Source organism: Gordonia gummivorans, assembly GCF_022513585.1.
Lineage (GTDB): Bacteria > Actinomycetota > Actinomycetes > Mycobacteriales > Mycobacteriaceae > Gordonia.
Genome location: NZ_JAKWBF010000003.1, coordinates 101,940 through 124,327, shown reverse-complemented (window position 1 = coordinate 124,327; position 22,388 = coordinate 101,940). Strand labels below are relative to the sequence as shown.

Sequence of the window (22,388 nt, the reverse complement as noted above, 5' to 3'; positions counted from 1 at the left end):
TTCAGCCGCGTCCGGTGATCTGCTCGGCGACTGCGCGCAGGGCCACGGCGTCGGCGACCTCGAACGGCAGCGATGGCACCCCGACGAGTGGCACCCGCGGGTGCGACGCCGTGAAGCGTTGGAGCAGATGCAGTTCGCGCTTGCCGGTCGCGGCGCGATCGGCGTGGATCTGCAGCACTCCGCGAGTCAGTTCGTCGGTGACGGAATCCAGCGCGACGTGGGCCGACTCCTCCGAGATGGACGTCAGGTTCGGATGCGTGCGGTTGAGGATCAGGCCGGCCAACGGCATCTTCTCCTCAGACAACCGGTCGACGAAGAAGGCGGCCTCGCGCAGGGCGTCGGCCTCGGCGGCCGCGACCACCGCGAACTGGGTGCCGGGCTGCTTGAGCAGTGCATAGGTCTTGGCGGCCCGGTCCTGGAAGCCGCCGAACATCGAGTCGAGTGACTGAACAAACGTGGCCACGTCGCGCAGCATGTCGCCGCCGATGATCGTGGACACGCCGCGCATCGCCAGGCTCATCGCGCCGGTGACCATGCGTCCGACTCCGCGTCCGCCGCCGACCAGCACCTTCATCAGACGCCCGGAGAGGAACGAACTCATCCGCTGCGGGGCGTCGAGGAAGTCCAGCGCGTTTCGCGACGGCGGGGTGTCGACGACGATGAGGTCCCAGTGATCCTGCTCGATCAACTTGCCGAGCTTCTCCATCGCCATGTACTCCTGCGTCCCGGAGAACGACGACGCCATCGTCTGATAGAAGGAGTTCTCCATGATCGCCGCGGCGCGGTCGGGCGTGGAGTACTCGAGGACCATCTCGTCGAAGGTGCGGCGCATGTCGAGCATCATCGCGTCGAGGGTGCCCTTGGCGCCGTCTATGTCGACGGGCTGCGGATCGTTGGTCAGCTCCGACATCCCGAGCGACTGGGCGAGCCTGCGTGCCGGGTCGATGGTCAGCACCGCGACCGTCCGGCCCTGCTCGGCCGCGTACATCGCCATGGCCGCGGCGGTGGTGGTCTTGCCGACACCACCGGCGCCGCAGCAGATCACGACCCGGGTCTCCGGGTCGGTGAGGATCGCGCCCATCTTGAGGTCGAGTGGCATCACGCACCCGCTTTCTGCAGAAGGTTGGCCAACTCGTAGATCGAACCGAGGTCGATGCCGCGGTCCCCGAGACTCGGCAATTCGAGGGTCGGCAACTCCACCTCGTCGAGCTGCGCCTTGGCCACCTGCTGGGCCTGCAGCCGGATGGCGTGCTCGATGGTCTCGGTGAGCAGACCCGAGAAGTCGGCGTCGGACACCGGGAGTCCGGCGTCGGCGAGACCCTGACGGATGCGTTCGGAGTCCACCTCGCCCTCGGCGATCTGGTCGACCTCGGAGATCGGCAGATGCGCCGGGCTCACCCGGTTGATGATCAGGCTGCCGATGTTGAGGTTCTTGCCGCGCAACTCCTCGACCGCCTCGACGGTCTCCTGGATCGGCATCGCCTCCAGCAGGGTGACGAGGTGAACGATGGTCTCTTCCGAATGCAGGAGCCGCACCACACCGTCGCTCTGATTGCGGATCGGTCCGGTCTTGGCGAGATCGGCCATCGCCTTGGTCACGTCGAGGAAGTTCCCGATCCGACCCGTGGGCGGCGCGTCGACGACCACGGCGTCGTACACCCGATTGCCCTTCTTGTCGGTGTGGATGATCCGTTCCTTGATCTTGCCGGTGAGCAGGACGTCTCGTAGGCCCGGAGCAACGGTGGTGACGAAGTCGATGGCGCCGATCCGCTTCATCGCGCGGCCGGCGAATCCGAGGTTGTAGAACATGTCGAGGTATTCCAACAGCGCGTGCTCGATGTCGATGGCCAGTGCCGACACCTCGCCGCCACCCTCGGCAGTCGCGATCCGGGTGTCGGTGGGAGGCAGCGGCGGGAGGTCGAAGAGCTGCGCGATCCCCTGGCGCCCCTCGCATTCGACCAGCAGAACCCGCTTGCCGTCGGCGGCGAGAGCCAGCGCAAGTGCGGCCGCGACGGTCGTCTTGCCGGTGCCACCCTTGCCCGACACGAAGTGCAGCCGGGCGCGGTTGGCGGCCGACGGCCACTCGTTGCCGGCGAAGGAACTGTCGGCGGCGAGGCTGTCGAGCTCAGCGTCGTTCTTCGGGGGAGGGGACACGACGGAGTCGGACGCCTGGCCCGCCCCGGATGCTGCACCTTTTCCAATGGCCACGGCAACACCTTAACCACACGTGTGGACCGGTTAGGGTGGGTCCATGAGTGAAGTGACCGCCTGGGAGTACGTGACCGTGCCGCTGCTGACCCACGCCACCAAGCAAATCCTCGACCAGTGGGGCTCCGACGGTTGGGAATTGGTGTCGGTGCTGCCCGGCCCGACCGGCGAGCAGCACGTCGCATATCTGAAGCGCCCGAAGGGCTGATCCGTGGCGACCTGGACCGAACGACTCGCCGAACTCGGCCTCACCCTGCCTGCGGCTGTGGCCCCGCTGGCGAGCTACACGCCGGCCGTTCGCACCGGCAATCTCGTCTATACCTCGGGACAGCTGCCGATGGTCGACGGTGAGCTGAGTGTGCGCGGCAAGGTGTCGCACGGCGCTGAAGGTGTCGTGAAGCCCGAGCAGGCGCGCGCCGCCGCCCGGATCTGTGCGATCAACGCGCTGGCCGCGGTCAACGCCCTGGTCGGCATCGACTCGGTGGTGCGCGTCGTCAAGGTCGTCGGCTTCGTGGCCTCCTCGCCCGGGTTCTGCGATCAGCCGCAGGTGATCAACGGCGCGTCGGACGTGCTCGGCGAGATCTTCGGCGAGGCCGGTGTGCACGCGCGCTCGGCGGTCGGGGTGACGGAACTGCCGCTCGGCGCCTCGGTCGAGGTGGAACTGATCGTCGAGGTTGCCTGAGAGCGCGGTGCTCCCGAGGAACGCGCCTGGGACCCCTCACGGCGTGGTGACCCGGAAGTTGCTCCGATAAGCGCTGGGCGACAACGACATTCGATTGCGGAACTGGACGCGCAGGCTCTCGGTGCCCAGCCCGACCGCGCTCGCGACCTGGTCGACGGACAGGTCGGTGCGTTCGAGAAGCTGTGCGGCAACCCGGATTCGCTGTCCGGTGAGCCACTGGCCGGGGCTCATGCCGTAGGTGTCGGTGAAGCGACGGTTGAACGTGCGCAACGACATTCCGGCGTGGGTCGCGAGTTCGGCGTTACCGAGCGAACGTCCGAGGTTGCCGACCGCCCAGCGGGTGGTCTCGGTGAGCGGATCTGCGGTGGAAAACGTTGCCTGATGCTCGATTTCGGCGACCGCGGCGTCGTGCATGCTGTCCGCGGGCGGCATGAACTGCGCCTGACCGCCGGGGCGATGGAAGGCCACGACGGTGCGTCGGGCGAAGTCGCGCGCGACGTCGGCGCCGTGGTCGAGTTCCACGAGGTGCAGGCACAGGTCGATGCCGGCGGCGAGGCCCGCGCTGGTGAGGATGTCACCGTCGTCGACGTAGAGAACCGCGGGGTCGACGCTGATCGTCGGGTATCGGGCGGCCAGTGCCGCGGCGTCGAGCCAGTGGGTGGTGGCGGGCCGGCCGTCGAGCAGTCCCGCTTCGGCGAGAGTGAAGGCGCCGACGCAGATCGACGCGATCCGCACCCCACGTCGATGTGCCGAGCGCAAGGCGTCGGTCACCGCGCGCGACGGTGTTCGACGCGCGGCGTCGTGGTAGCCGGGGATGACGATGGTGTCGGCGTTCTCGAGGGCCTCGAGTCCGTGTTCGGTGTGCACGGAGACGCCGGCGCAGGTGGGCACGAGGCCGGGATGCTCGGTGCAGGTGCTCAATTCGTAGCGGGGCGGGCCGACGTGGCCGAACAACTGCACGGGCGCGGCCATGTCCATGAGGACGAGTCCCTCGGTGATCAGGACGACGACGCGGTGCGGTACAGGCGCTGGCATGAATCAAGGGTATATGGGCATGAATGCCACTGGCCCCGTCGTGTGCAACATCCGATTCTGGGTGGGTGACCGATGAGACCATTGTTGATGCACACATGAAGCAGCCGGCCGTTTACGACGACATTCGGGCCATCGCCCGACGAACCGTCGTACTCCTCTGTGCCGCACAGATCCTGGGTGGCCTGTCGATGGGTGCGTCGCTGGCGCTCGGCGCGATCCTGGGCGAGGAGTTGTCGGGGTCGGAATCGCTGGCCGGCCTGCCGACGACCGTGCTCACGCTCGGCGCGGCGGCGGCCGGATTGCCGCTGGCGGCCTTCGCCTCGCGTCGTGGCCGGCGGCCTGCCCTGAGCACCGGACTCCTGATTGCGGCTCTCGGTGCGGCGGTGGTGGCCACCGCGGTGGACCTCGGATGGTTTGCGTTGATGCTGGTCGGCATGGTCGGCGTCGGAGCAGGTACCGCGGTGGGCTTGCAGGCGCGGTTCGCGGCGACCGATCTGTCGTCGCCGCAGACCCGTGGTCGTGACCTCTCGCTGGTGGTGTGGATGACGATGGTCGGTGCGGTGGCCGGTCCTGCGTTGGTTCCCGCGGGTGAGCGGCTGGCGGGCTGGTTGGGTCTGGCCGATCTCGCCGGCCCGTTCGTCCTCGGTGCGATCGGCAGCGCAGCAGCGGCGACCGTGCTGTGGGCGGGTCTGCGGCCCGACCCCCTGCACGTGCTCGGAGGGTCGTCGGCGATGCCGGTGCGCCCGTCGCTGGGCGAGGGATTCGCGGTGATCCGCCGTACGCCCGCGGCCCGGGCCGCGGTCGGGGCGGTGGTGTCGGCCCACGCGGTGATGGTGGCGGTGATGGCGCTGACGCCGGTGCACATGCACCACGGCGGAGCAAGCCTGACCATCGTCGGATTCTCGATCAGCGCCCACGTCGCAGGTATGTACGTGCTGGCGCCGGTGATGGGAATGCTCGCCGACCGGGTGGGGCGGGTGCCGATCATCCTGCTGGGGCAAGGACTGCTGGTCGCCAGTTGTGTCCTCGGGTTCGTGTTCGCGCATTCGCAGACCGGTCTGGTTGTGGCGCTGGTCATTCTGGGCCTGGGATGGTCGGCGTCGACCGTCGCCGCCTCGACGCTGCTGACCGACAGCGTCGACGTCGCGGTTCGTCCGCCGGCACAAGGCGTTGCCGACACCACCATGAGTCTGGGCGGTGCGGTGGCCGGCGCGCTGGCGGGTGTCGTGGTCGGCGCGTTCGGTTACCCCACGCTCGTGTTGGGCGCGGGTGTGATCGCGGTGGTGACTGCGATCTACGTCGTCGTGGATGCGGCGGGTGCTCGGGTTAAGGTCGTCTCATCCCACGAGTGAGCCGACCGATGGATGGGGGTCTGGGCAGGTGGCATCCGAGCTGATCGGCCGAACCGGTGTCGTCACGCTGGCCATCGGGGGTCCGGACGTGCTCGGCGAGGTCGAACTCACGATGGCAGCCGGCACCGAGCGATTCCTCGCTCGCGCATCGGAATCCATCACCGAGGACGTCCCGGTGCTCGTGGTGGACGTGGAGGCCGGACGGATCGTCGTGGTCGAGCCGTGGGTGAGCCTGCCCCACTGACCGAATGACACCGCGACGCTGCAGCGTTCACCGTGGAATAGAGTGATCCCGATTGGCCGCAGTGGGCTGTTGGACGTGGGGAGAAGTACATGCTGGGTTATAACGTTCCCGAGCCCGACGAGGCGATGGTGATCTCGGGCAAGAAGTCCAAGGACGGCGGCATTCCATTCGATGTCGTTGTGGGCCATGGCAAGTGGGTGATGCCGTTCTTCCGCAAGGTGCGGTATCTGTCGATGGCGATGCACGAGGCGCAGATCCGCGAGGTGTGCGTGACCACCCAGGGCATCCAACTCGACGTGCGTGCCGTGATCGCGCACAAGGTGGGCAGCGACGTGGCGTCCATCGTCAACGCCGGCCAGCGTTTCATCTCCGAGCAGGAGAACGAGATGAATCAGCTCACCGGACAGATCTTTTCGGGCCATCTCCGGTCGATCGTCGGGTCGATGACCGTCGAGCAGATCATCCGCGAACGTGACACCCTGGCCCGTCAGGTGCTCGAGGCGTCGAAGCGGGAGATGGGTTCGATCGGGCTCGTGGTGGACTCGTTCCAGATCCAGTCCATCGACGACATGGACTCCGGCTACATCAGCGCGCTCGCGGCGCCGAACATCGCCAAGGTGCAGCGTGAGGCGGCCGTCGAGCGTGCTCGCGCCGATCAGGAGGCGTCGAAGGCGCAGCAGGAATCCCTGCGCAACCAGGCCGACTACGAGCGCGAGACGGCGATCAAACGCGCGTCGATCAAGGGTGAGACCGACAAGGCCAATGCCGAGGCGTCGCAGGCGGGTCCGCTCGCCGAGGCGCGGGTGAACCAGGAGATCGTCCGCGAGCAGTCCCTGCTCGCCCAGGCGCAGGCGGATCTGCGTGAGCAGCAGCTGATCTCGGAGGTCGTGAAGCCGGCCGAAGCGGAGGCCAAGCGCACCCAGATCATCGCCGAGGCCGACGCGAAGGCTGTGGAGATCTCGTCGGCGGCGGCGGCCAAGAACAACCGCATCGCCCTCGACCAGCAACTCATCGAGCAGTTACCCGCACTGGTCGGTGAAGTGGCGAAGGGACTGTCCAGTTCGAATCTCACCGTGTACAACGGCGCGGAGGGTTACAACGAGGTCATGACCGGCGTCGTCACTCAAGGTGCCGCCCTGCTGAAGTCGCTGCAGAGCGAGCTCTCGGGAACTGTTATCGATCCAGAAGAAAAATAGACTATATTGTTTGTATGGCAGCACCCGAACCCCGTCGGTCTGTTCGACGCCGTCCGCGACTGAGTGACGAGGCGGCAGAACATGTCCGCGAACTCATCGTGTCGGGTGGACTGCGTTCCGGTGACTTCGTCCGGCCCGAGGTGGTCGCCGAGGACCTGGGGATCTCGGCGACACCGGCCCGCGAGGGCATGCTGACGCTGTTGTCCGAGGGATTTCTGCGTACGGAACCCCGCCGCGGATTTGTGGTCACGCCGCTGAGCAGCGACGACATTCGGGATGTCTTTGTGGCGCAATCGTTGCTGGCCGGTGAACTCGCCGCGCGTGCTGCGCGCTCGATGTCGTCGGCCGCGGTGGACGAGCTGGCAGATATTCAGCGAGACATCGAATCTGCGGCGGATGCAGAGGATTTCGACGGTGTGGAACGGCTGAACCACGATTTCCACCGACGAATCTATGCCGCGGCTGGATCACCGAAGCTGTCGTGGATGATCAAGGGATCGCTGGGCTATGCGCCGCGCAAGTTCTTCGCATCGGTGGAGGGCTGGCCGCAGGCGTCGGCGCACGATCACCGGGCGATACTCGACAGCCTGCGCGCGGGAGATGCGGACGGAGCTCGGGCAGCGATGGCCCGCCACATTCGCAACGCGGGTGATCTGCTCGCCGATTCTCGTGCGGCGGTGGAGGAGTAGCGGCCTCGGGCTCAGCGGGCCAGGAAGTCGAGAACGGCCGGTCCTGCTTCGGGATGGCATTCGTCGAAGTATGCGTGTCGCGCGCCGTCGAAGATCCGCGTGTTCGCCTTCGGGATGCGGCCGGCGAGAATCTCGGCATTGACCACGGGCGCGAAGCGATCGTCCGAGCCGTGCAGGATGAACGTCGGCGCAGCGATGTCGGGGAGGACGGCCCAGGCGTCGTGCCCGTTGCTGGCCGCCAGATGCCGACGCCGCGCCTCGGGCGTGATGCGTGGATCTCCCAGTGTGGCATACGGTCCGGGGTTGAGTTCCTGCCATTCCGGCGTGTACATGAGGTCGGTCATGAACGCGGTCGCATTGGCCGACGCGAGGGCTCGGCGCACTGCCTGATCGCGTTCCACCGCATGGGTTCCACCCGGTGTCGTGCAGCCGAGGACGAGACGTCCGACGCGGCGCTGGGCGCGGGCGGCGACCCACTGCGCGGTGCGGCCACCCATCGATGTGCCGTAGGCGTCGAATCGGTCGATGTCGAGTGAGTCGAGTACGGCGAGAGCGTCGTCGGCGAAGAGTTGGGTGGTGTACGGCGCGGCGCCGAGATCGCTTCCGCCCGTTCCACGGTAGTCGAAGGTGATGGTGGTGTGATGCTCGGCGAAGTCGGCACGAATGCGATCCCACCAGTGGTGATTGTTCGCCTGCCCGGGGAGTATCAACAGAGCGGGCCCGGTGCCCCGGACCTGAACCGCGAGCCGCGTGCGGTCGGCGGTCCGCGTGATCTGGTGGTACTCCATGGCACACATGCCGGCGAGCAATCCCATCGGTTCAGCCCCGGTCCGCGAGGGCCAGTATACGTCGGGCCCGCGTCAGCACGGGTGCATCGATCATGTGACCGTCCAGGGCAACAGCCGAGCCCGAACCGTCGTCGGCGTCGAGAACCGCACGGGCCCAGGCCACGTCGGCCTCGGGCGGCGCACACGCCCGATGTACGTCATTGATCTGCGCCGGATGAATGCACAGCTTGCCGGTGAGACCGATGCGGCGGGCGTAGGTCACGTCGTCGATGAGGACCGACGGATCACGCAGTGCGGTGGTGACGCCGTCGATCGGCGCGGCGATCCCGGCGGCGGCCGCTGCGAGGACGAGCGCAGAACGGGCGGCGAGCAGGGCCGCGCGGTCGTCGGGCGATACCGACAACTCGGCGGCGAGGTCGATCGCCCCGACGGCGACCCGGACCACTCTGTCCACCGCGCTGATCTCCTGCGCCGCAAGGACTCCGCGCGCCGTTTCGATCAACGGGATGACCGGCGCCTTCGATTGCGTGGCGATCGAGGCGAGCCGGGCGGGATCGGACGCCTTGGCGGGCATGACGGCAGCGCCCCGCTCGATGATCATGGCCACATCGTCTGTGTGCCAGTCGGTATCGGAAGCATTGATGCGCACCACTGCCTCGTTCCCGGCGGCCAGCCACGCTGCAGCATGCTCGCGGGCGGCTTCCTTGTCGGCCGGCGACACCGCGTCCTCGAGGTCGATGACGACGACGTCGGCTCCGGCAGCGGCCGCCTTGTCGAAGCGTTCGGGTCGGTTACCGGGCACGAACAGGAAGCTGCGTGCGTCGGCGATGGCCAAGGTCATGACAGCGTCACCGTGCCCTCGGCATGGACTGTTTCGGCTCCCGAGACAACCCGCACGGCAACGGTATTGCCGTCGGACGGATTGCCCTCGACGCGGAAACGATCACCAAGAAACAGAGGTCGCTTCAGACGGAAGTCGAAGGAGCTCATCGTCTTTCCATCGGCGTATAGGCGAGCGAGATCGGCCATGTAGTTGGCAAGGAGCGGACCGTGGACGACGAGGTCGGGGTAGCCCTCGACGTCGGTGGTGTAGGGGAGGTCGTAGTGAATCCGATGGGCGTTCGAGGTCAGGGCGGAGTACCGGAACAGCAGCGGTGCAGTCGGAGTCGGCTCCGCGCTCCACACGGTCCCGCTGGGTGTCAGATCTTCGACGAGGCGTTCCACGGGGCGGGCCGTGGAGTTGTCGCTGCGGTAGACGAGATCTTGTTCCTCGATGAGCGCCGTCGCCCCGTCCTGCCGGTACTCGCTGCGCACGGTGACGAAAAGCATTGCACCCGAGCGGCCGTGCTTCTCCTTGACCGACGCGAGACTCGAGTGCTTCTCCGTCGGCACGTCGAGACGCAACGGCGTGGTCACGGACATGCGCGAGCCCGCGAACATCCGCCGGCGGTGGGGGATCGGCGGCAGAAAATGACCGTCTCGGGGGTGCCCATCTGCGCCGAGGGCATCGGTGGGCGGCCACTGCGAGAAGTAGATCCAGTGCCAGGGCATGGGAAGTTCGCTCCCCGAACCGAACGCGTCCTCGGTACCGAGTGTCGCCGCCAGTCGCTGTGCTTGCGCCGGGTCCAGGACGTCGTGCTCGACCACGGGTCCGGGGGTCCACTCGGTGATGTGGGAACTCAGGGTCGCCTCGTCGGCGGTCGTGGTATCGCTCATGGTCATTGGCCTTTCGCTGTCGGGTCGGGACTCTGAAGGACGCCATCGGCGAGAAGTCGCTGGATCGTCGCATCCTCGACGCCGAGTTCGTGGGCCAGCGCGACACTGTGTTCACCCAGTGCGGGAACGGGATCCATGCGAGCCTCGTCGGATCCGATGCTGATCGGGGGCAGGAGTGCGCGGACCTTTCCCGATTCGGTGCTGACGTTGCGCCACCGGTCGCGCCCTTCCAGAACCGGGTGGGCGATGAATTCTTCCACTGTGTTGACTCCGGCAAAGGCGATGCGTGCGGTGGTCAGCCGCTCGGCGAGGGTGTCGGTACTCAGATCCGAGAAGTGGTTAGCTACAACATGATTAAGTGCATCTCGGTTGGCGACGCGCAGCGAATTGGAGGTGAATCGCGGGTCTAGCGCCAGGTCGGCATCGTCGAAGACGATGGTGCACAGCCGCTGCCATTCCGGTTCGTTCTGGATGGCGAGGAGAACGACGTGATCGTCGGCCGCGGTAAACGGTCCGTACGGGGCGATGGTGGCGTGCTGGGCGCCGAAGCGGCCGGGCTGGCGCCCGGACCCGGCGGTGAAATGCATGGGCTGGCCGATCCATTCGGCGAGGGCTTCGAAGAGGGAGACCTCGAGTGTCGCGCCGTCGCCGGTGCGTTCACGGTGGAACAGGGCGGCGAGAACGCTGGAGAAGCCGTACATGCCGGCCGCGATGTCGGCGACCGAGACCCCGGCCTTGGCCACCTCGTCCGGGGTGCCGGTCAGGGAGACGAGACCGGTCTCGCACTGGACGAGCAGGTCGTAGGCCTTGCGGTCGGCCCACGGGCCGGTCGAACCCCAGCCGGTGATGGACAGGACGATCTTTCTCGGGTCCTGCGCTCGGATCTCCTCGGCACCGAGACCCAGCCGCTTGGCGGCGCCGGGACCGAGATTCTGCACGATGACATCGGCCTGGGCGGCGAGCTCGTGCAGAAGCGCTTGTCCGGCCTCGGACTTCACATCGAGCGCGATCGATTCCTTGGACCGGTTGAGCCACACGAAGTAGCTCGCGAGGCCGTTCACCGATTCGTCGTACTGGCGGGCGAAGTCGCCGGATCCGGTGCGTTCGACCTTGATCACGCGTGCGCCGAGATCGGCGAGCTGTCGGGTCGCGAATGGCGCGGCGACCGCGTGTTCCAGTGAGAGAACGGTGATTCCGTGTAGCGGAAGCACTTCAGAGGTCGATTCCGCCGCGCTTGACGAGTTGCTTGGCGATCACACCCTGCTGGATCTCGTTGGTGCCCTCGCCGACGATCATCAGCGGCGCATCCCGGAAGTACCGCTCGACGTCGTACTCGGTGGAGTATCCGTAGCCGCCGTGAATGCGGACCGCGTCGAGCGCGATCTCCATCGCCGTCTCCGACGCGAACAGCTTCGCCATGCCGGCTTCCATGTCGACGCGTGCGCCGGTGTCGAAACGCTCGGCCGCGTCGAGCAGAAGACTGCGTGCCGCATAGAGTTTGGTGCCCATGTTGGCGAGCATGTTGCCCACCGACTGGTGCTTCCAGATCGGGACGCCGAAGCTCTCACGGTCTTGGGCGTATTGCAGTGCGTCGTCGAAGGCGGCTCGTGCGACGCCGGTTGCGCGTGCGGCGACCTGCAGCCGGCCGACCTCGAGGCCCTTCATCATCTGCGCGAAGCCCTTGCCCTCGACCCCGCCGAGCAGGGCGTCGGCGGGCACCCGGGCGTCGACGAAGTTCAGCTCGCAACTTTCCACACCCTTGTAGCCGAGCTTCGGAAGATCCTTGGACACTTCGAATCCGGGCACCTTCTCCACGAGCAGGATGGAGACACCCGTGTGGGCGGGCTGCGCCGTCGGGTCGGTCTTGCACAGCAGCGCGACCAGTCCGGCCTTGCGCGCGTTGGAGATCCACGTCTTGGAGCCGTTGATGACGTACCCGTCGTCGTCGGCCACCGCGGAGGTGCGCATTGCCTGCAGGTCCGAACCGCCGCCGGGTTCGGTGAGTGCCATCGTCGCGCGCAGTTCGCCGGTGGCCATGCGCGGCAGATACTTCCCCTTCTGCTCTTCGGTGCCGAAGCGCAGGATCAGCTTGGACACCACGGTGTGACCACCCATCGCGCCGGCCAGACTCATCCACCCGCGCGCGAGTTCCTCGGTCACTTGCACGTAGCAGGGCATCGAGACCTCGGCGAACCCGTAGGGCTCCGGGATGGCCAGGCCGTAGATCCCCATCGCCTTCATCGTTTCGATGAGGTCTTCGGGGTAGGTGTTGGCATGCTCGAGATCGCGGGCGACGGGCCGGACCTGCTTGTCGACGAAGTCTCGGACGGTCTTGACGATGGCTTGTTCCTCGGCAGACAGGGTGATCATGGCGGTTCCTTAGGCGACTGGGCGGTCTATGGAAAATAGTCTATAGAGTTTGGGTGATTTTGTCACCCCTCCCGCCCGGCTGCCGTTTGATCGCCCCGAACTACTGTGGGGTGATGACGACCACTGACGGTTCGGAACAGCCCGCCCACCCCGCGTACGGGACATTGCGCGAGGTCACCCCGTTCGCGTCGGTGATCCTGTGCGACAACCCCGGGATGATGGAGCTCGACGGCACCAACACCTGGGTGTTGCGAGCGCCGGGAAGTGACGAATGCGTCGTCGTCGATCCGGGTCCGCCGAAGCACAAGGGGCACGCGAAGGATCTCGCGGAGCTGCCCGGGGTGGCGCTCACGCTGATCACGCACCGCCATTTCGACCACGTCGGCGGAATCGACCGCCTGCACAAGCGGACCGGTGCGCCGACACGGGCGTTGTCACGCAAGCACACCCGCGACGCCGATCCGCTGCGCGACCGCGAGGTGATCGAGGCCGCGGGCCTGAAGATCACCGTGCTGCACACGCCCGGCCACACCGGCGACTCGGTCAGCTTCCTCGTCGAGCACGACGATGAGCGTGCCGTGATCACCGGCGACACCATCCTGGGCAGCGGCACCACCGTTCTCGACCCCCGGGACGGCACGCTGCGGGATTACATGAACTCGCTCAACCGGCTCATCGTCGAAGGCGACGGTGCGACGCTGCTACCCGCACACGGACCCGATCACCCGGACCTCGGCCCGGTCGCCCGGTTCTACAAGGCGCATCGCGAGGAGCGGATCGATCAGATCGTCGCGGCCCTCGAGGACATGGACGTCTCGGCCAAGAAGGCGAAACCGATGAAGGTGGTCCGCAAGGTGTACCGCGACGTCGACAAGAAGCTGTGGCCGGCCGCACGGATGTCGGTCAAGGCGCAGTTGGAGTATCTGCGGGAGAGCTGACCGACAAAAGTAGGGGAAGAAGTTTCTTCCCCGAGGTTCGGAGTCCTCCCCTAGCAAATTCGCGGGGAAGACACCGAAAGTAGGGAAGCGGTTCTTCCCCTACCTTTTGTGCCAGTGCGTCAGCGCGCGCGACGAGCCAGTCGTTCGGAGTCGGCGATCAAGACGCTCTTGCCCTCCAGGCGCAGCCAGCCGCGCTGAGCGAAGTCGGCGAGTGCCTTGTTGACGGTCTCGCGCGAGGCGCCGACGAGCTGAGCGATCTCTTCCTGGGTGAGGTCGTGGGTGACGCGCAGTGCGCCACCCTCCTGGGTGCCGAAGCGCTGGGCGAGCTGCAGGAGCTGCTTGGCGACACGTCCGGGGACGTCGGTGAAGATGAGGTCGGCCAGGTTGTTGTTGGTGCGGCGCAGGCGGCGGGCCAGGACGCGAAGGAGCTGTTCGGCGATCTCCGGGCGGTCCTTGATCCAGGCGCGCAGGTCGTCGCGGTCCATCGACACGGCGCGGACCTCGGTCACCGTCGTCGCCGACGATGTACGTGGGCCGGGGTCGAAGATGGAGAGCTCGCCGAACATGTCGGACGGACCCATGATCGTCAGCAGGTTCTCGCGACCATCCGCCGAGCGTCGGCCGACCTTCACCTTGCCGGACAAGATGATGTACAGACGGTCGCCCGGCTCACCCTCGTGGAAGATCACATGCCCGCGAGGAAAGTCGACAGGCTGCAGCTGCTTGGTCAGCGCCGCGACGGCAGAGGGCTCGACGCCCTGGAAAATGCCTGCCCGCGCCAGTACTTCTTCCACCTAGGGAGCCTTTCTCATCTTGTCCATAGATCACGTGTGGGTCAGATTGCGACCGCACACGTCGAGCAACGCTACTCTCGCCCCCAGCATAGGTGTTGAATGGGTCACTTGCGGTGACGCGGCAGGTGTGTCCACCGAGTTTGATGCTGTGACCGGTCGGGAGCGTCGCTCGCCTGAGGAGATTAACTGGCGCGTTGCGACGAGCGGCGGGGTTCGTCGATTTCGGCTTCGTCGGCGTCGAGCTGACCGGTGGCGGTCTCATGCTTGGTGACACGACGATTGCGAAGCTCGTCGTGAGCTGCGGGGAAACCCTCCCTGGCCAGGGTGTCGAGGTCGGCGGCGTCGGCCGTCTCGAGGAACTCCTCGACATCGTCGCGGGTGACGTTCAGGCGATCGAGGCGTGCCTGCACCTTGTCCATCGCCATGGCGAAAAGCATGAGGACGGCCGGGAACAAGAGCGCGGCTAGACCTTGCATGGGCACCAGTAAACACAATGCGCCCGACAAGCTCGGCATTGAGGAGGCGGAAGTCACTGAGTTGTTACCTACCGTTCGAGTCCGCCGCGCGCAGGAGTCGCGACGGTGGTCCTCCAACGAGACCCGGCTAACCTGAACGATGTGAGCGCACGTAAGACGGAAACCCACCTGGGTCTCGTCCGTCGTGCGCGGCGGATGAATCGGACGCTGAAGGTGGCGTTTCCGCACGTCTACTGCGAACTCGACTTCACCACTCCGCTGGAACTGTCGGTCGCCACGATCCTCTCTGCCCAGTGCACCGATGTGCGGGTCAACATGGTCACACCAGCGCTGTTCGCGAAGTACCGCACCGCCGCCGACTACGCCGGCGCCGACCGCACCGAACTCGAAGAGATGATCCGGACCACCGGCTTCTACCGCAACAAGGCGAATTCGATCATCGGACTCGGCCAGGGGTTGCTGGAGCGGTTCGACGGCGAGGTCCCGTCGACCCTGAAAGAGCTGGTCACGCTGCCCGGGTTCGGGCGCAAGACGGCCAACGTGGTGCTCGGCAACGCGTTCGGTGTTCCCGGGATCACCGTCGACACCCACTTCGGGCGCCTTGTCCGTCGGTGGGAGTGGACCGAGGAGACCGATCCGGTGAAGGTCGAGCACGCCGTCGGCGAACTCATCGAACGCAAGGAGTGGACGGACCTCTCGCATCGGGTGATCTTCCACGGTCGTCGGGTGTGTCATGCGCGCAAACCCGCGTGTGGGATCTGCATCCTCGCCCGGGATTGCCCGTCGGTGGGTGCCGGGCCCATGGACAAGGCCGAAGCGGCCGCGCTGGTGAAGGGGCCGGAGACCGACCACCTCCTCGAACTGGCGGGACTGTCGGCGTAGTGAACGACACCTCGACCACACCCGAGCCGGGCTCGGCGACCGAACCTCCCCACGATGGCGAAACCCGACGGCCATCGCGGTTCCCGCCCGCAGCCCGCTGGACGCTGGTCTTCGTCGTCGTCATGCTCGCGTTGATCGTCGCCATCTGGCCGCGCGGCGAAGACCCGGAACCCGCGAAGAACACCACGCCGACTGCCACCGGACCCCGTGCCACCGACGCCCCGGTCAGCGATGCCGAACTTGCGCGGGCCCGACAGGACGCGGCCATCGACCCATGTCCGACGTCGGATGCGGCGCCGGGACCCGACGCCGTGCTGGCCGGTGTCGTCGCGCCGTGCCTTGCCGACGGCACCCCCATCGACGTCGGAGCCGCGACCGCCCAGAAGCCGCTGGTCATCAACATCTGGGCGACCTGGTGTCTGCCGTGCCGCAAGGAACTGCCGTACTTCGAGCAGTTCACCCGACGCGCGGGAGACCGCGTCGACGTGATGGGTGTGCACGCCCAGCAAGGCGCGAGCAGTCAGGTACTGATCTTGAAGTATCTGAGCGAGAACGGCATTCACCTGCCGAGCGTGCTGGACACCGATGGCAAGGTGTCGGCCGCGCTCGGGGCGCCGCCGGTCTTTCCGTCGACGATCTTGGTGCGTCCCGACGGCACCGTGGCGGGGATCCTCCCGATCCTGTTCCACAGCCCCGACGAGATCGCCGCGGCCGTCTCCCGTTATCTCGGGGTGACGGTGTGACCGGCCCGGATCCGCAGATCGGGGCGCTCGTCGACGACGCGGAGATCCCGCCCTGGATGCGAGCGCTGACCGACGACGTGGACAAGGTGAGTGAAAACGTCCTCAACCGCGGTGGTGATCGCACCCGGTGGGCGGCCATGTTCAACCGCAACCGGCGCTCGGCCGCGGTTCTGGTGCTGTTCTCCGGCAGTTGGGACCCCGACCCCACGCGTGCCGGGGGATTACCGCACGACGCGGAGGTGCTGCTGACCGAGCGGGCCCCGACCCTGCGTCAGCACAGCGGTCAGGTGGCCTTCCCGGGCGGCGCCGCCGACCCCGGTGACGACTTTCCGGTCGGCACCGCGCTGCGCGAGGCCGCCGAGGAGACCGGGCTCGACGCGTCCGGCGTGCACGTCGTCGCCAACCTGCCGACCTTTCCCGTGCCGCCGTCGGGTTTCGACGTGATGCCGGTCGTCGCGTACTGGCGCAAGCCGAGCGAGGTGCGCGTCGTCGACGAGGGTGAGACCGCGAGAGTCGCACGGGTCAACATTCGCGAGATGCTCGCGCCGCACAACCGGTTCCAGGTTCGGCGGTCCATCCTCGGCGGACGGGTGTATCAAGGGCCCGCGTTCTTTGTCGACGGCCTGCTCGTCTGGGGATTCACCGGCGGTCTGATCGCGGCCATCAGCGACGCGGCCGGCTGGGATGTGCCCTGGGACACCGACGACGTCCGACCCCTCGACGAGATGATCGAACTGGCCGGCAGCCGTCAGCAATCGGGCTTCTCGGCGGTACATCCGGAATGGCTCGGGCACGCACCGGACGGTCCGACGGGTGGAGCGCGATGACCGGATCCGGCTGGGTCGACCTCATCCTGATCGTGGTGGCGCTCCTGGCCGCCGCGAGCGGCTACCGCCACGGTGCGGTGGCGTCGGCGCTGGCATTCATCGGTGTTGCGCTCGGCGCCGTCGCGGGACTGCTGCTTGCGCCGCATCTGATGTCGCGTTTCGTCGACGTACAGGTGCGCCTGGTGGTCGGGGTGGCACTCATCCTCGTGCTGGTGATCGTCGGCGAGGTTGCCGGGATGGTGCTCGGCCGCGCGGCCCGCAGCGGCATTCGCTCACCGGGAGCTCGAGCTGTCGACAGTGGCGTCGGGTCGCTACTTCAAGTTGTGGCGGTCCTGCTGGCCGCCGGTCTGCTCGCCATCCCGCTGCGTGAATCCGCCGAACCCACGATCGCCCAGGCAGTCGACGATTCGAAGGTGCTCGGCGGGGTAGAGGTTCTCTCGCCGCAATGGGTCAAGGATCTGCCGAGCGACTTCAAGGCATTGGTCGAGAGCTCGGGGATTCCCAAGATCCCGTACTTGAGCACCACGGGCAACGTCGATCCGCCCGACCCCGCACTGCTGCAGCTACCGGCGGTCACCCAGGCCCGGCCCAGTGTCGTGAAGATCGAGGGGGTCGCCCCCAGTTGCCGGCAGGCACTCGAGGGCAGTGGTTTCGTCGTGTCGGCGGAGCGGGTGATGACCAACGCCCACGTCGTCGCGGGTACGACGCGCCTGGAGGTGGAGACGTCGGAGGGCGAGAAGTTGCGGGCGAAGGTCGTGCTGTTCGACCCCCAGAACGACATCGCCGTCCTCGATGTCTCGGGACTCCAGGCGCCCGCGCTCAAGTTCGCCGAGCGCCCGGCGCAACCGGGCGACGACGCGATCGCACTCGGCTTCCCGGAGGCCGGGCCGTTCAACGTCAGCGCCCTGCGAATCCGCAAGGTGTTCATGCACACCGGCGAGAACATCTATCAGTCCGGGAACGTGACACGTGAGGTATATGCGGTGCGCGGTGTCATCCGACAGGGCAATTCCGGTGGTCCGCTGCTGAACTCGGACGGCGAAGTGCTGGGCGTCGTGTTCGGTGCGGCCGAGGACCCCGCCGACGAGACCGGTTTCGCGCTGACCGCCGCGCAGGTCCAGACCGACTTCGCCCGCTCGGAAAACGGCCCCAACAACCGGGTCAGCACGCAATCGTGCGTGCACCTCGAACCGGGCGGCTGATCGTCGGCGGGCTGCTCTTCGAGTCAGCGACCCACCCGCCGACCTCGTCGGCGATCGTGGAGGCGGGAAGGCGGGTCGGGCCGGTGGCCAAGATCGGGCCCCTGAGGGTGGTCCTCCGGGAATGTCCCGGAAGCGGACGCTGACGGGCCCGATCTCAGTCACCGCTTGTCGGTCGTCGCGTTCCGCCGAACTCGATGCCAGGCACACGCGCCCACAAAAAGTAGGGGAAGAACTCTCTTCCCCTACCCTTGGTGTCCTCCCCGCGAAAATTCTCGCGGAAGACTACGAACCTCGCGGAAGAAACTTCCTCCCCTATTTTTGGTGGGACGACCACGGCTGGTTCCTCGGCATTTACCCAGCTCAGAGCGGCGGTCACCAGACTCTTCGCGTCAGACCTCGCGCCGCAGGAGTTCGACGAGGTGGTCGGTGACGTCGGCGGGCTGCTCCTGATGGGCGAAGTGGGCGCTGCGCTCGATCGTCCGGTACTCCATGTGAGCAGCCCACCGGCCGCTCGCGGTCATGACGTCGCTGAGGATGAACGGGTCGTCGCGGCCGCGCAGGGCGAGTACGGGGATGTGCAGGCGCTGGTTCATCAGCTCCATGAAGCGGAACCCGTCGGGCCGGAACTGCGAGCGGAACGCCCAGCGGCGGTACTCCAGACTGCAGTGGGCGACGTAGGGGATCTGGATCGCCGACCGGTTGCGCGCGACGGTGTCGGCGTAGTCCTCGGTCTCCTGCCACGCGGCCGACGATCGGGTCGCGAAGTAGCCGGCGACGAACGCGCCGTCGTCGCGGGTCAGCTCACGTTCGCCGAGCTTCGGCAGCTGGTTGCGCAGGAAGCCGCCCAGGAACTCCGACCGTTGATCGCGCTCGCGTAACACGTTGTGGCGCAACGCACGTGGATGTGGCGAGGCGATCACCGCGATTCGGTCGACGACGCGTGGGTGCAGCGTCGCGGTGGCCCAGCAGACTAGCCCGCCGTCGGCGTGACCGACCAGTGTGGCCGTGCTGTGTCCCAGCGCGCGCACCAGCCCGTTGGTGTCGCCGGCGAGCGTCCAGCCGTCGTATCCGCGCGGTGGTTTGTCGGTGTCGCCGTATCCGCGGAGGTCGACGGCCACCGCCCGATAACCGGCGTCGGTCAGCGCGACGATCTGGTGACGCCAACTCCACCAGAACTCGCCGAAGCCGTGCAGCAGCAACACCAGTGGGCGGTCGGCGATGCCGCTCGTTTCGGCGGCTTCGACCGACCTGCTTCGCTCCGCTTCGACCGACCTGCTTCGCTTCGCTTCGACTGCATGAAACCGCACGCCGTTGGCGCGGACATCGAAATGGTGCCAGTCGCCCTCGATCCGCACACTCGACGGATCCGGCGGCGCGGTCACCGACGTGCGCCGGCGAACTCAGCCCTCACGAGCGGCCGGGATCTGTGGATGTGCCACCGCCTTGTCGGCGCCGCGGTGCGGCAACACCGTCGGTACCTCCTTGACGGTCTCGATCGTCTTGGCCGGTCCGCGCACCCGCTTGAAGAACAGGTAGCCGACGAACGCGGCGGCCGTTGTGATGATGATCAGCAGGACCAGCACGATCAGGTACGCGGCCCACTGCGGCAGCCAGATGTCGAGCAGCACCGCGAGGAAGATGAAGAAGAAGAAACTCGTGTAGAGGAGGAGGAGTCCGGCGCCGGCGAGCAGTGCGCCGCCCGCACCCGCCTTCTTGGCCTCGCCCATGAGCTCGGCCTTCGCAAGCGCGACCTCGGACCGGAACAGGGTGGACACGCTGGCGCTGGCGTCCTTGACCAGGCTGCCGATGCTCGGTTCACCACTCGGGCCGAGATTGGCGTCGGACAGCGGGATCGATGGGACCGAATCCTTGGCAGGGTCGGGCAGGCTCACAGCGTCCTCCGTTGATCGGGTGATGGCCCATATGTTGCCATGCGAACTCCGCGCGGGTTGCGGACCACCCACTCGAATGTGTCGAAGCGGGCGGTGCGCCGCCGGATGGGGGCTTCCGGCGGCGCACCTGTCTGGGACCCGCCGGCGCGGGTGTCGGGTGGGTCAGGCCTTGCGTGCGCGGATGGCCTCGAAGACCGACGGGTCGACGAGGGTGGAGGTGTCGCCGAGTTCGCGGCCCTCGGCGACGTCCTTGAGGAGGCGTCGCATGATCTTGCCCGAGCGTGTCTTGGGCAGTTCGGGGACGACGTTGATCTCGCGTGGTTTGGCGATCGGGGAGATCTCGACCGACACCTGTTGGCGCAGTTCGGCAATAAGGGTGTCCCCGGTGTCTTCCACACCCTCGCGCAGGATGACGAAGGCGACGATGCCTTGGCCGGTGGTCTCGTCGGCGGCGCCGATGACGGCGGCCTCGGCGACCCCGGAGTGTCCGACGAGCGCCGATTCGACCTCGGCGGTCGAGATGCGGTGCCCGGAGATGTTCATGACGTCGTCGACGCGGCCGAGGACCCACAGGGCGTGGTCGTCGTCGTAGCGGGCGCCGTCGCCGGCGAAGTACCAGCCCTGCTCGGCGAACCGCGACCAGTAGGTGTCGCGGAAGCGTTCCTCGTCGCCCCAGATGCCACGCAGCATCGACGGCCACGGCTCGTCGAGCACGAGGTAGCCCTGCTCGCCGGCCCCGACCGGGTTGCCCTGGTCGTCGACGATGTTGGCCGAGATGCCGGGCAGCGGCTTCATGGCCGAGCCGGGTTTGGTGGCGGTGACGCCGGGCAGCGGGGCGATCATGATGGCGCCGGTCTCGGTCTGCCACCAGGTGTCGACGATGGGTGCCGTGTTGCCGCCGATGACCTCGCGGTACCACTTCCAGGCCTCGGGGTTGATGGGTTCGCCCACCGATCCGAGCAGGCGGACCGACGACAGATCGTGAGCGTCGGGGATCTCACGTCCCCACTTCATGAAGGTGCGGACCAGGGTCGGCGCGATGTAATAGATGGTGACGCCGTACTTTTCGATGATCTCGAAGTGGCGGTGTTCGTTGGGCGAGTTCGGGGTGCCCTCGTAGACCACCTCGGTGGCGCCGTTGGAGAGCGGACCGTAGACGAGGTAGGAGTGTCCGGTCACCCAGCCGATGTCGGCGCCGCACCAGAAGACGTCGTGGCCTTCCTTGTGGTCGAAGACGTAGTGGAAGGTGTAGCTGGCCTGGGTGAGGTAGCCGCCCGAGGAATGCACGATGCCCTTGGGCTTGCCGGTGGTGCCGGAGGTGTACAGCAGGAACAGTGGGTGCTCGGCGTCGAACGCCTCGGGTTCGTGTTCGGTGGACTGCTCGTCGACGGTGTCTTCCCACCACACGTCGCGGCCCTGCACCCAGTTCATGTTCGGGTCGTGGTTGGTGCGACGCACCACGAGGACCTTCTCGACGGACTCGGCGGCGTCGTCGCCGGTGCCGAGCGCGTCGTCGACCTGCGTCTTCAGCGGTGCCGGCTTGCCGCGCCGGTACTGGCCGTCAGTGGTGATGACGAGTTTGGCGGATGCGTCGTCGACGCGGGAACGCAGTGCGCCGGAGGAGAATCCGGCGAACACCACCGAGTGGGTGAGCCCGAGGCGGGCACACGCGAGCATCGAGATCAGGGCTTCGGGGACCATCGGCATATAGATGGCCACACGGTCGCCGGTCTGCAAACCGATCGAGGCGAAGTAGTTGGCCGCCTTGGACACCTCGTCCTTGAGCCGGCTGTAGGTGATGTCGCGGGAGTCGCCCGGTTCGCCGACCCAGTGGATGGCCACCCGGTCGCCCTTGCCCGCTGCGACATGCCGGTCGACGCAGTTGTAGGCGACGTTGAGTTTGCCGCCGACGAACCACTTCGCGAACGGTGCGTCCGACCAGTCGAGGACCTGGTCGAAGTCGGTGTCCCAGTCCAGTCGGCGGGCTTGCTCGGCCCAGAATTCCAGCCGGTCGGCGTCGGCGCGGTCGTACAGTGCGGCGGTCGCGTTGGCCTGTGCCGCGAACTCCTCCGACGGGGGATAGGTGGTGGGCGAAGCGGTGGACTGGGATGCGGAGGACATGGTCTGGCGTGAGCCTTTCACTCTCGGCGACTCGCCCGCGTCACCGGCGTGGTGACGAGGCGTCGTGACGGGCACTTATTGTGAGGGTAGTCACGTTGGAATCTCGTTGCAGGTGCCTGTCGGACCGAGCGTCGGGTATTCGCGGTGAGCGGTGTCACAGCCGCGACGAGCGGCGCGTGCGGACGTTGGTGAACCCCCGCTGGTCGAGGAGCGACGTGCGAGCTCGCGAGCCC

General features: G+C 67.0%; 24 protein-coding genes. 11 read left to right on the top strand and 13 right to left on the bottom strand.

The window, feature by feature from the left end; genetic code table 11:
• Position 1: 1 nt before the first annotated feature.
• Together MKW15_RS03605 and MKW15_RS03600 are read right to left on the bottom strand one after the other, a co-directional pair.
• On the bottom strand, positions 2-1,099 hold the full coding sequence (locus MKW15_RS03605; RefSeq protein WP_240856204.1) for an ArsA family ATPase: 1,098 nt from the start codon (positions 1,097-1,099) through the stop codon (positions 2-4).
• Complete coding sequence (locus MKW15_RS03600; protein ID WP_240856203.1) at positions 1,099-2,208, bottom strand: ArsA family ATPase; 1,110 nt, start codon at positions 2,206-2,208, stop codon at positions 1,099-1,101. The genes MKW15_RS03605 and MKW15_RS03600 overlap by 1 nt, the downstream gene beginning before the upstream one ends.
• Before the next feature lie 43 nt (positions 2,209-2,251).
• On the opposite strand from MKW15_RS03600, the gene MKW15_RS03595 reads away from it, so the two are divergent.
• Both MKW15_RS03595 and MKW15_RS03590 read left to right on the top strand, forming a co-directional pair.
• Positions 2,252-2,416: a DUF4177 domain-containing protein gene (locus tag MKW15_RS03595; protein WP_007619014.1), complete on the top strand. Its 165-nt coding sequence runs from the start codon at positions 2,252-2,254 to the stop codon at positions 2,414-2,416.
• Between the two features lie 3 nt (positions 2,417-2,419).
• The gene (locus MKW15_RS03590; RefSeq protein ID WP_240856202.1) at positions 2,420-2,890 is read left to right on the top strand and encodes a RidA family protein; all 471 of its coding nucleotides are present in this window, start codon (positions 2,420-2,422) and stop codon (positions 2,888-2,890) included.
• Positions 2,891-2,926: 36 nt separating this feature from the next.
• Here MKW15_RS03590 and MKW15_RS03585 read toward each other — a convergent pair whose 3' ends face one another.
• Positions 2,927-3,925 (bottom strand): GlxA family transcriptional regulator, encoded by a 999-nt coding sequence (locus MKW15_RS03585; RefSeq protein ID WP_240856201.1) that lies wholly within the window; start codon positions 3,923-3,925, stop codon positions 2,927-2,929.
• Positions 3,926-4,020: 95 nt separating this feature from the next.
• On the opposite strand from MKW15_RS03585, the gene MKW15_RS03580 reads away from it, so the two are divergent.
• From MKW15_RS03580 to MKW15_RS03565, 4 genes are all read left to right on the top strand, one after another.
• A complete protein-coding gene (locus tag MKW15_RS03580; RefSeq protein ID WP_240856316.1) occupies positions 4,021-5,277 on the top strand; it encodes an MFS transporter in 1,257 nt (418 codons plus the stop codon).
• Positions 5,278-5,305: 28 nt separating this feature from the next.
• Positions 5,306-5,521, top strand: coding sequence for a hypothetical protein (locus MKW15_RS03575; RefSeq protein WP_240856200.1), 216 nt, complete (start codon positions 5,306-5,308; stop codon positions 5,519-5,521).
• An 89-nt stretch (positions 5,522-5,610) separates the two neighbouring features.
• Positions 5,611-6,717, top strand: a complete 1,107-nt coding sequence (locus tag MKW15_RS03570; protein WP_240856199.1) for a flotillin family protein — start codon at positions 5,611-5,613, stop codon at positions 6,715-6,717.
• A 14-nt stretch (positions 6,718-6,731) separates the two neighbouring features.
• On the top strand, positions 6,732-7,406 hold the full coding sequence (locus MKW15_RS03565) for a GntR family transcriptional regulator (RefSeq protein WP_240856198.1): 675 nt from the start codon (positions 6,732-6,734) through the stop codon (positions 7,404-7,406).
• Positions 7,407-7,417: 11 nt separating this feature from the next.
• On the opposite strand, the gene MKW15_RS03560 is transcribed toward MKW15_RS03565, so the two are convergent.
• Genes MKW15_RS03560 through MKW15_RS03540 form a run of 5 tightly spaced genes read right to left on the bottom strand, consistent with a single transcriptional unit; the run spans position 7,418 to position 12,280 of the window.
• A complete protein-coding gene (locus tag MKW15_RS03560; RefSeq protein WP_240856197.1) occupies positions 7,418-8,221 on the bottom strand; it encodes an alpha/beta fold hydrolase in 804 nt (267 codons plus the stop codon).
• 4 nt (positions 8,222-8,225) lie between these two features.
• Entirely contained in the window at positions 8,226-9,035 is an 810-nt protein-coding gene (locus tag MKW15_RS03555) for an HpcH/HpaI aldolase/citrate lyase family protein (protein ID WP_240856196.1), read from the bottom strand.
• Positions 9,032-9,910, bottom strand: a complete 879-nt coding sequence (locus MKW15_RS03550; RefSeq protein ID WP_240856195.1) for an HTD2 family dehydratase — start codon at positions 9,908-9,910, stop codon at positions 9,032-9,034. The genes MKW15_RS03555 and MKW15_RS03550 overlap by 4 nt, the downstream gene beginning before the upstream one ends.
• A gap of 2 nt (positions 9,911-9,912) precedes the next feature.
• On the bottom strand, positions 9,913-11,121 hold the full coding sequence (locus MKW15_RS03545) for a CaiB/BaiF CoA transferase family protein (protein ID WP_240856194.1): 1,209 nt from the start codon (positions 11,119-11,121) through the stop codon (positions 9,913-9,915).
• A gap of 1 nt (position 11,122) precedes the next feature.
• Positions 11,123-12,280 carry an acyl-CoA dehydrogenase family protein gene (locus MKW15_RS03540; protein ID WP_240856193.1) on the bottom strand — a complete coding sequence of 386 codons (1,158 nt, stop codon included), beginning with the start codon at positions 12,278-12,280 and terminating at the stop codon, positions 11,123-11,125.
• Positions 12,281-12,393: 113 nt separating this feature from the next.
• On the opposite strand from MKW15_RS03540, the gene MKW15_RS03535 reads away from it, so the two are divergent.
• The gene (locus tag MKW15_RS03535) at positions 12,394-13,218 is read left to right on the top strand and encodes an MBL fold metallo-hydrolase (protein WP_240856192.1); all 825 of its coding nucleotides are present in this window, start codon (positions 12,394-12,396) and stop codon (positions 13,216-13,218) included.
• Positions 13,219-13,337: 119 nt separating this feature from the next.
• Here the strand turns inward: MKW15_RS03535 and MKW15_RS03530 are convergent, their stop codons facing one another.
• Together MKW15_RS03530 and MKW15_RS03525 are read right to left on the bottom strand one after the other, a co-directional pair.
• Positions 13,338-14,012: a Crp/Fnr family transcriptional regulator gene (locus MKW15_RS03530; RefSeq protein ID WP_240856191.1), complete on the bottom strand. Its 675-nt coding sequence runs from the start codon at positions 14,010-14,012 to the stop codon at positions 13,338-13,340.
• A gap of 182 nt (positions 14,013-14,194) precedes the next feature.
• Positions 14,195-14,488 (bottom strand): hypothetical protein, encoded by a 294-nt coding sequence (locus MKW15_RS03525; protein WP_240856190.1) that lies wholly within the window; start codon positions 14,486-14,488, stop codon positions 14,195-14,197.
• Between the two features lie 195 nt (positions 14,489-14,683).
• Between MKW15_RS03525 and nth the strand changes: the two genes are divergently transcribed.
• Genes nth through MKW15_RS03505 form a run of 4 tightly spaced genes read left to right on the top strand, consistent with a single transcriptional unit; the run spans position 14,684 to position 18,142 of the window.
• Positions 14,684-15,370, top strand: a complete 687-nt coding sequence (gene nth, locus MKW15_RS03520; protein ID WP_240856315.1) for an endonuclease III — start codon at positions 14,684-14,686, stop codon at positions 15,368-15,370.
• Positions 15,370-16,113 (top strand): TlpA family protein disulfide reductase, encoded by a 744-nt coding sequence (locus MKW15_RS03515; protein WP_240856189.1) that lies wholly within the window; start codon positions 15,370-15,372, stop codon positions 16,111-16,113. Before nth ends, MKW15_RS03515 begins: the two co-directional genes overlap by 1 nt.
• Positions 16,114-16,169: 56 nt before the next feature.
• Positions 16,170-16,940, top strand: a complete 771-nt coding sequence (locus tag MKW15_RS03510; RefSeq protein ID WP_240856314.1) for an NUDIX hydrolase — start codon at positions 16,170-16,172, stop codon at positions 16,938-16,940.
• Positions 16,937-18,142: a MarP family serine protease gene (locus MKW15_RS03505; protein ID WP_240856188.1), complete on the top strand. Its 1,206-nt coding sequence runs from the start codon at positions 16,937-16,939 to the stop codon at positions 18,140-18,142. The genes MKW15_RS03510 and MKW15_RS03505 overlap by 4 nt, the downstream gene beginning before the upstream one ends.
• 389 nt (positions 18,143-18,531) lie before the next feature.
• Here MKW15_RS03505 and MKW15_RS03500 read toward each other — a convergent pair whose 3' ends face one another.
• The 3 genes from MKW15_RS03500 to acs form a co-directional block, all read right to left on the bottom strand.
• Positions 18,532-19,524: an alpha/beta fold hydrolase gene (locus tag MKW15_RS03500; protein WP_240856187.1), complete on the bottom strand. Its 993-nt coding sequence runs from the start codon at positions 19,522-19,524 to the stop codon at positions 18,532-18,534.
• An 18-nt stretch (positions 19,525-19,542) separates the two neighbouring features.
• Positions 19,543-20,034, bottom strand: coding sequence for a phage holin family protein (locus MKW15_RS03495; protein ID WP_240856186.1), 492 nt, complete (start codon positions 20,032-20,034; stop codon positions 19,543-19,545).
• Between the two features lie 162 nt (positions 20,035-20,196).
• Complete coding sequence (gene acs / locus MKW15_RS03490; RefSeq protein WP_240856185.1) at positions 20,197-22,155, bottom strand: acetate--CoA ligase; 1,959 nt, start codon at positions 22,153-22,155, stop codon at positions 20,197-20,199.
• Positions 22,156-22,388: the final 233 nt, after the last annotated feature.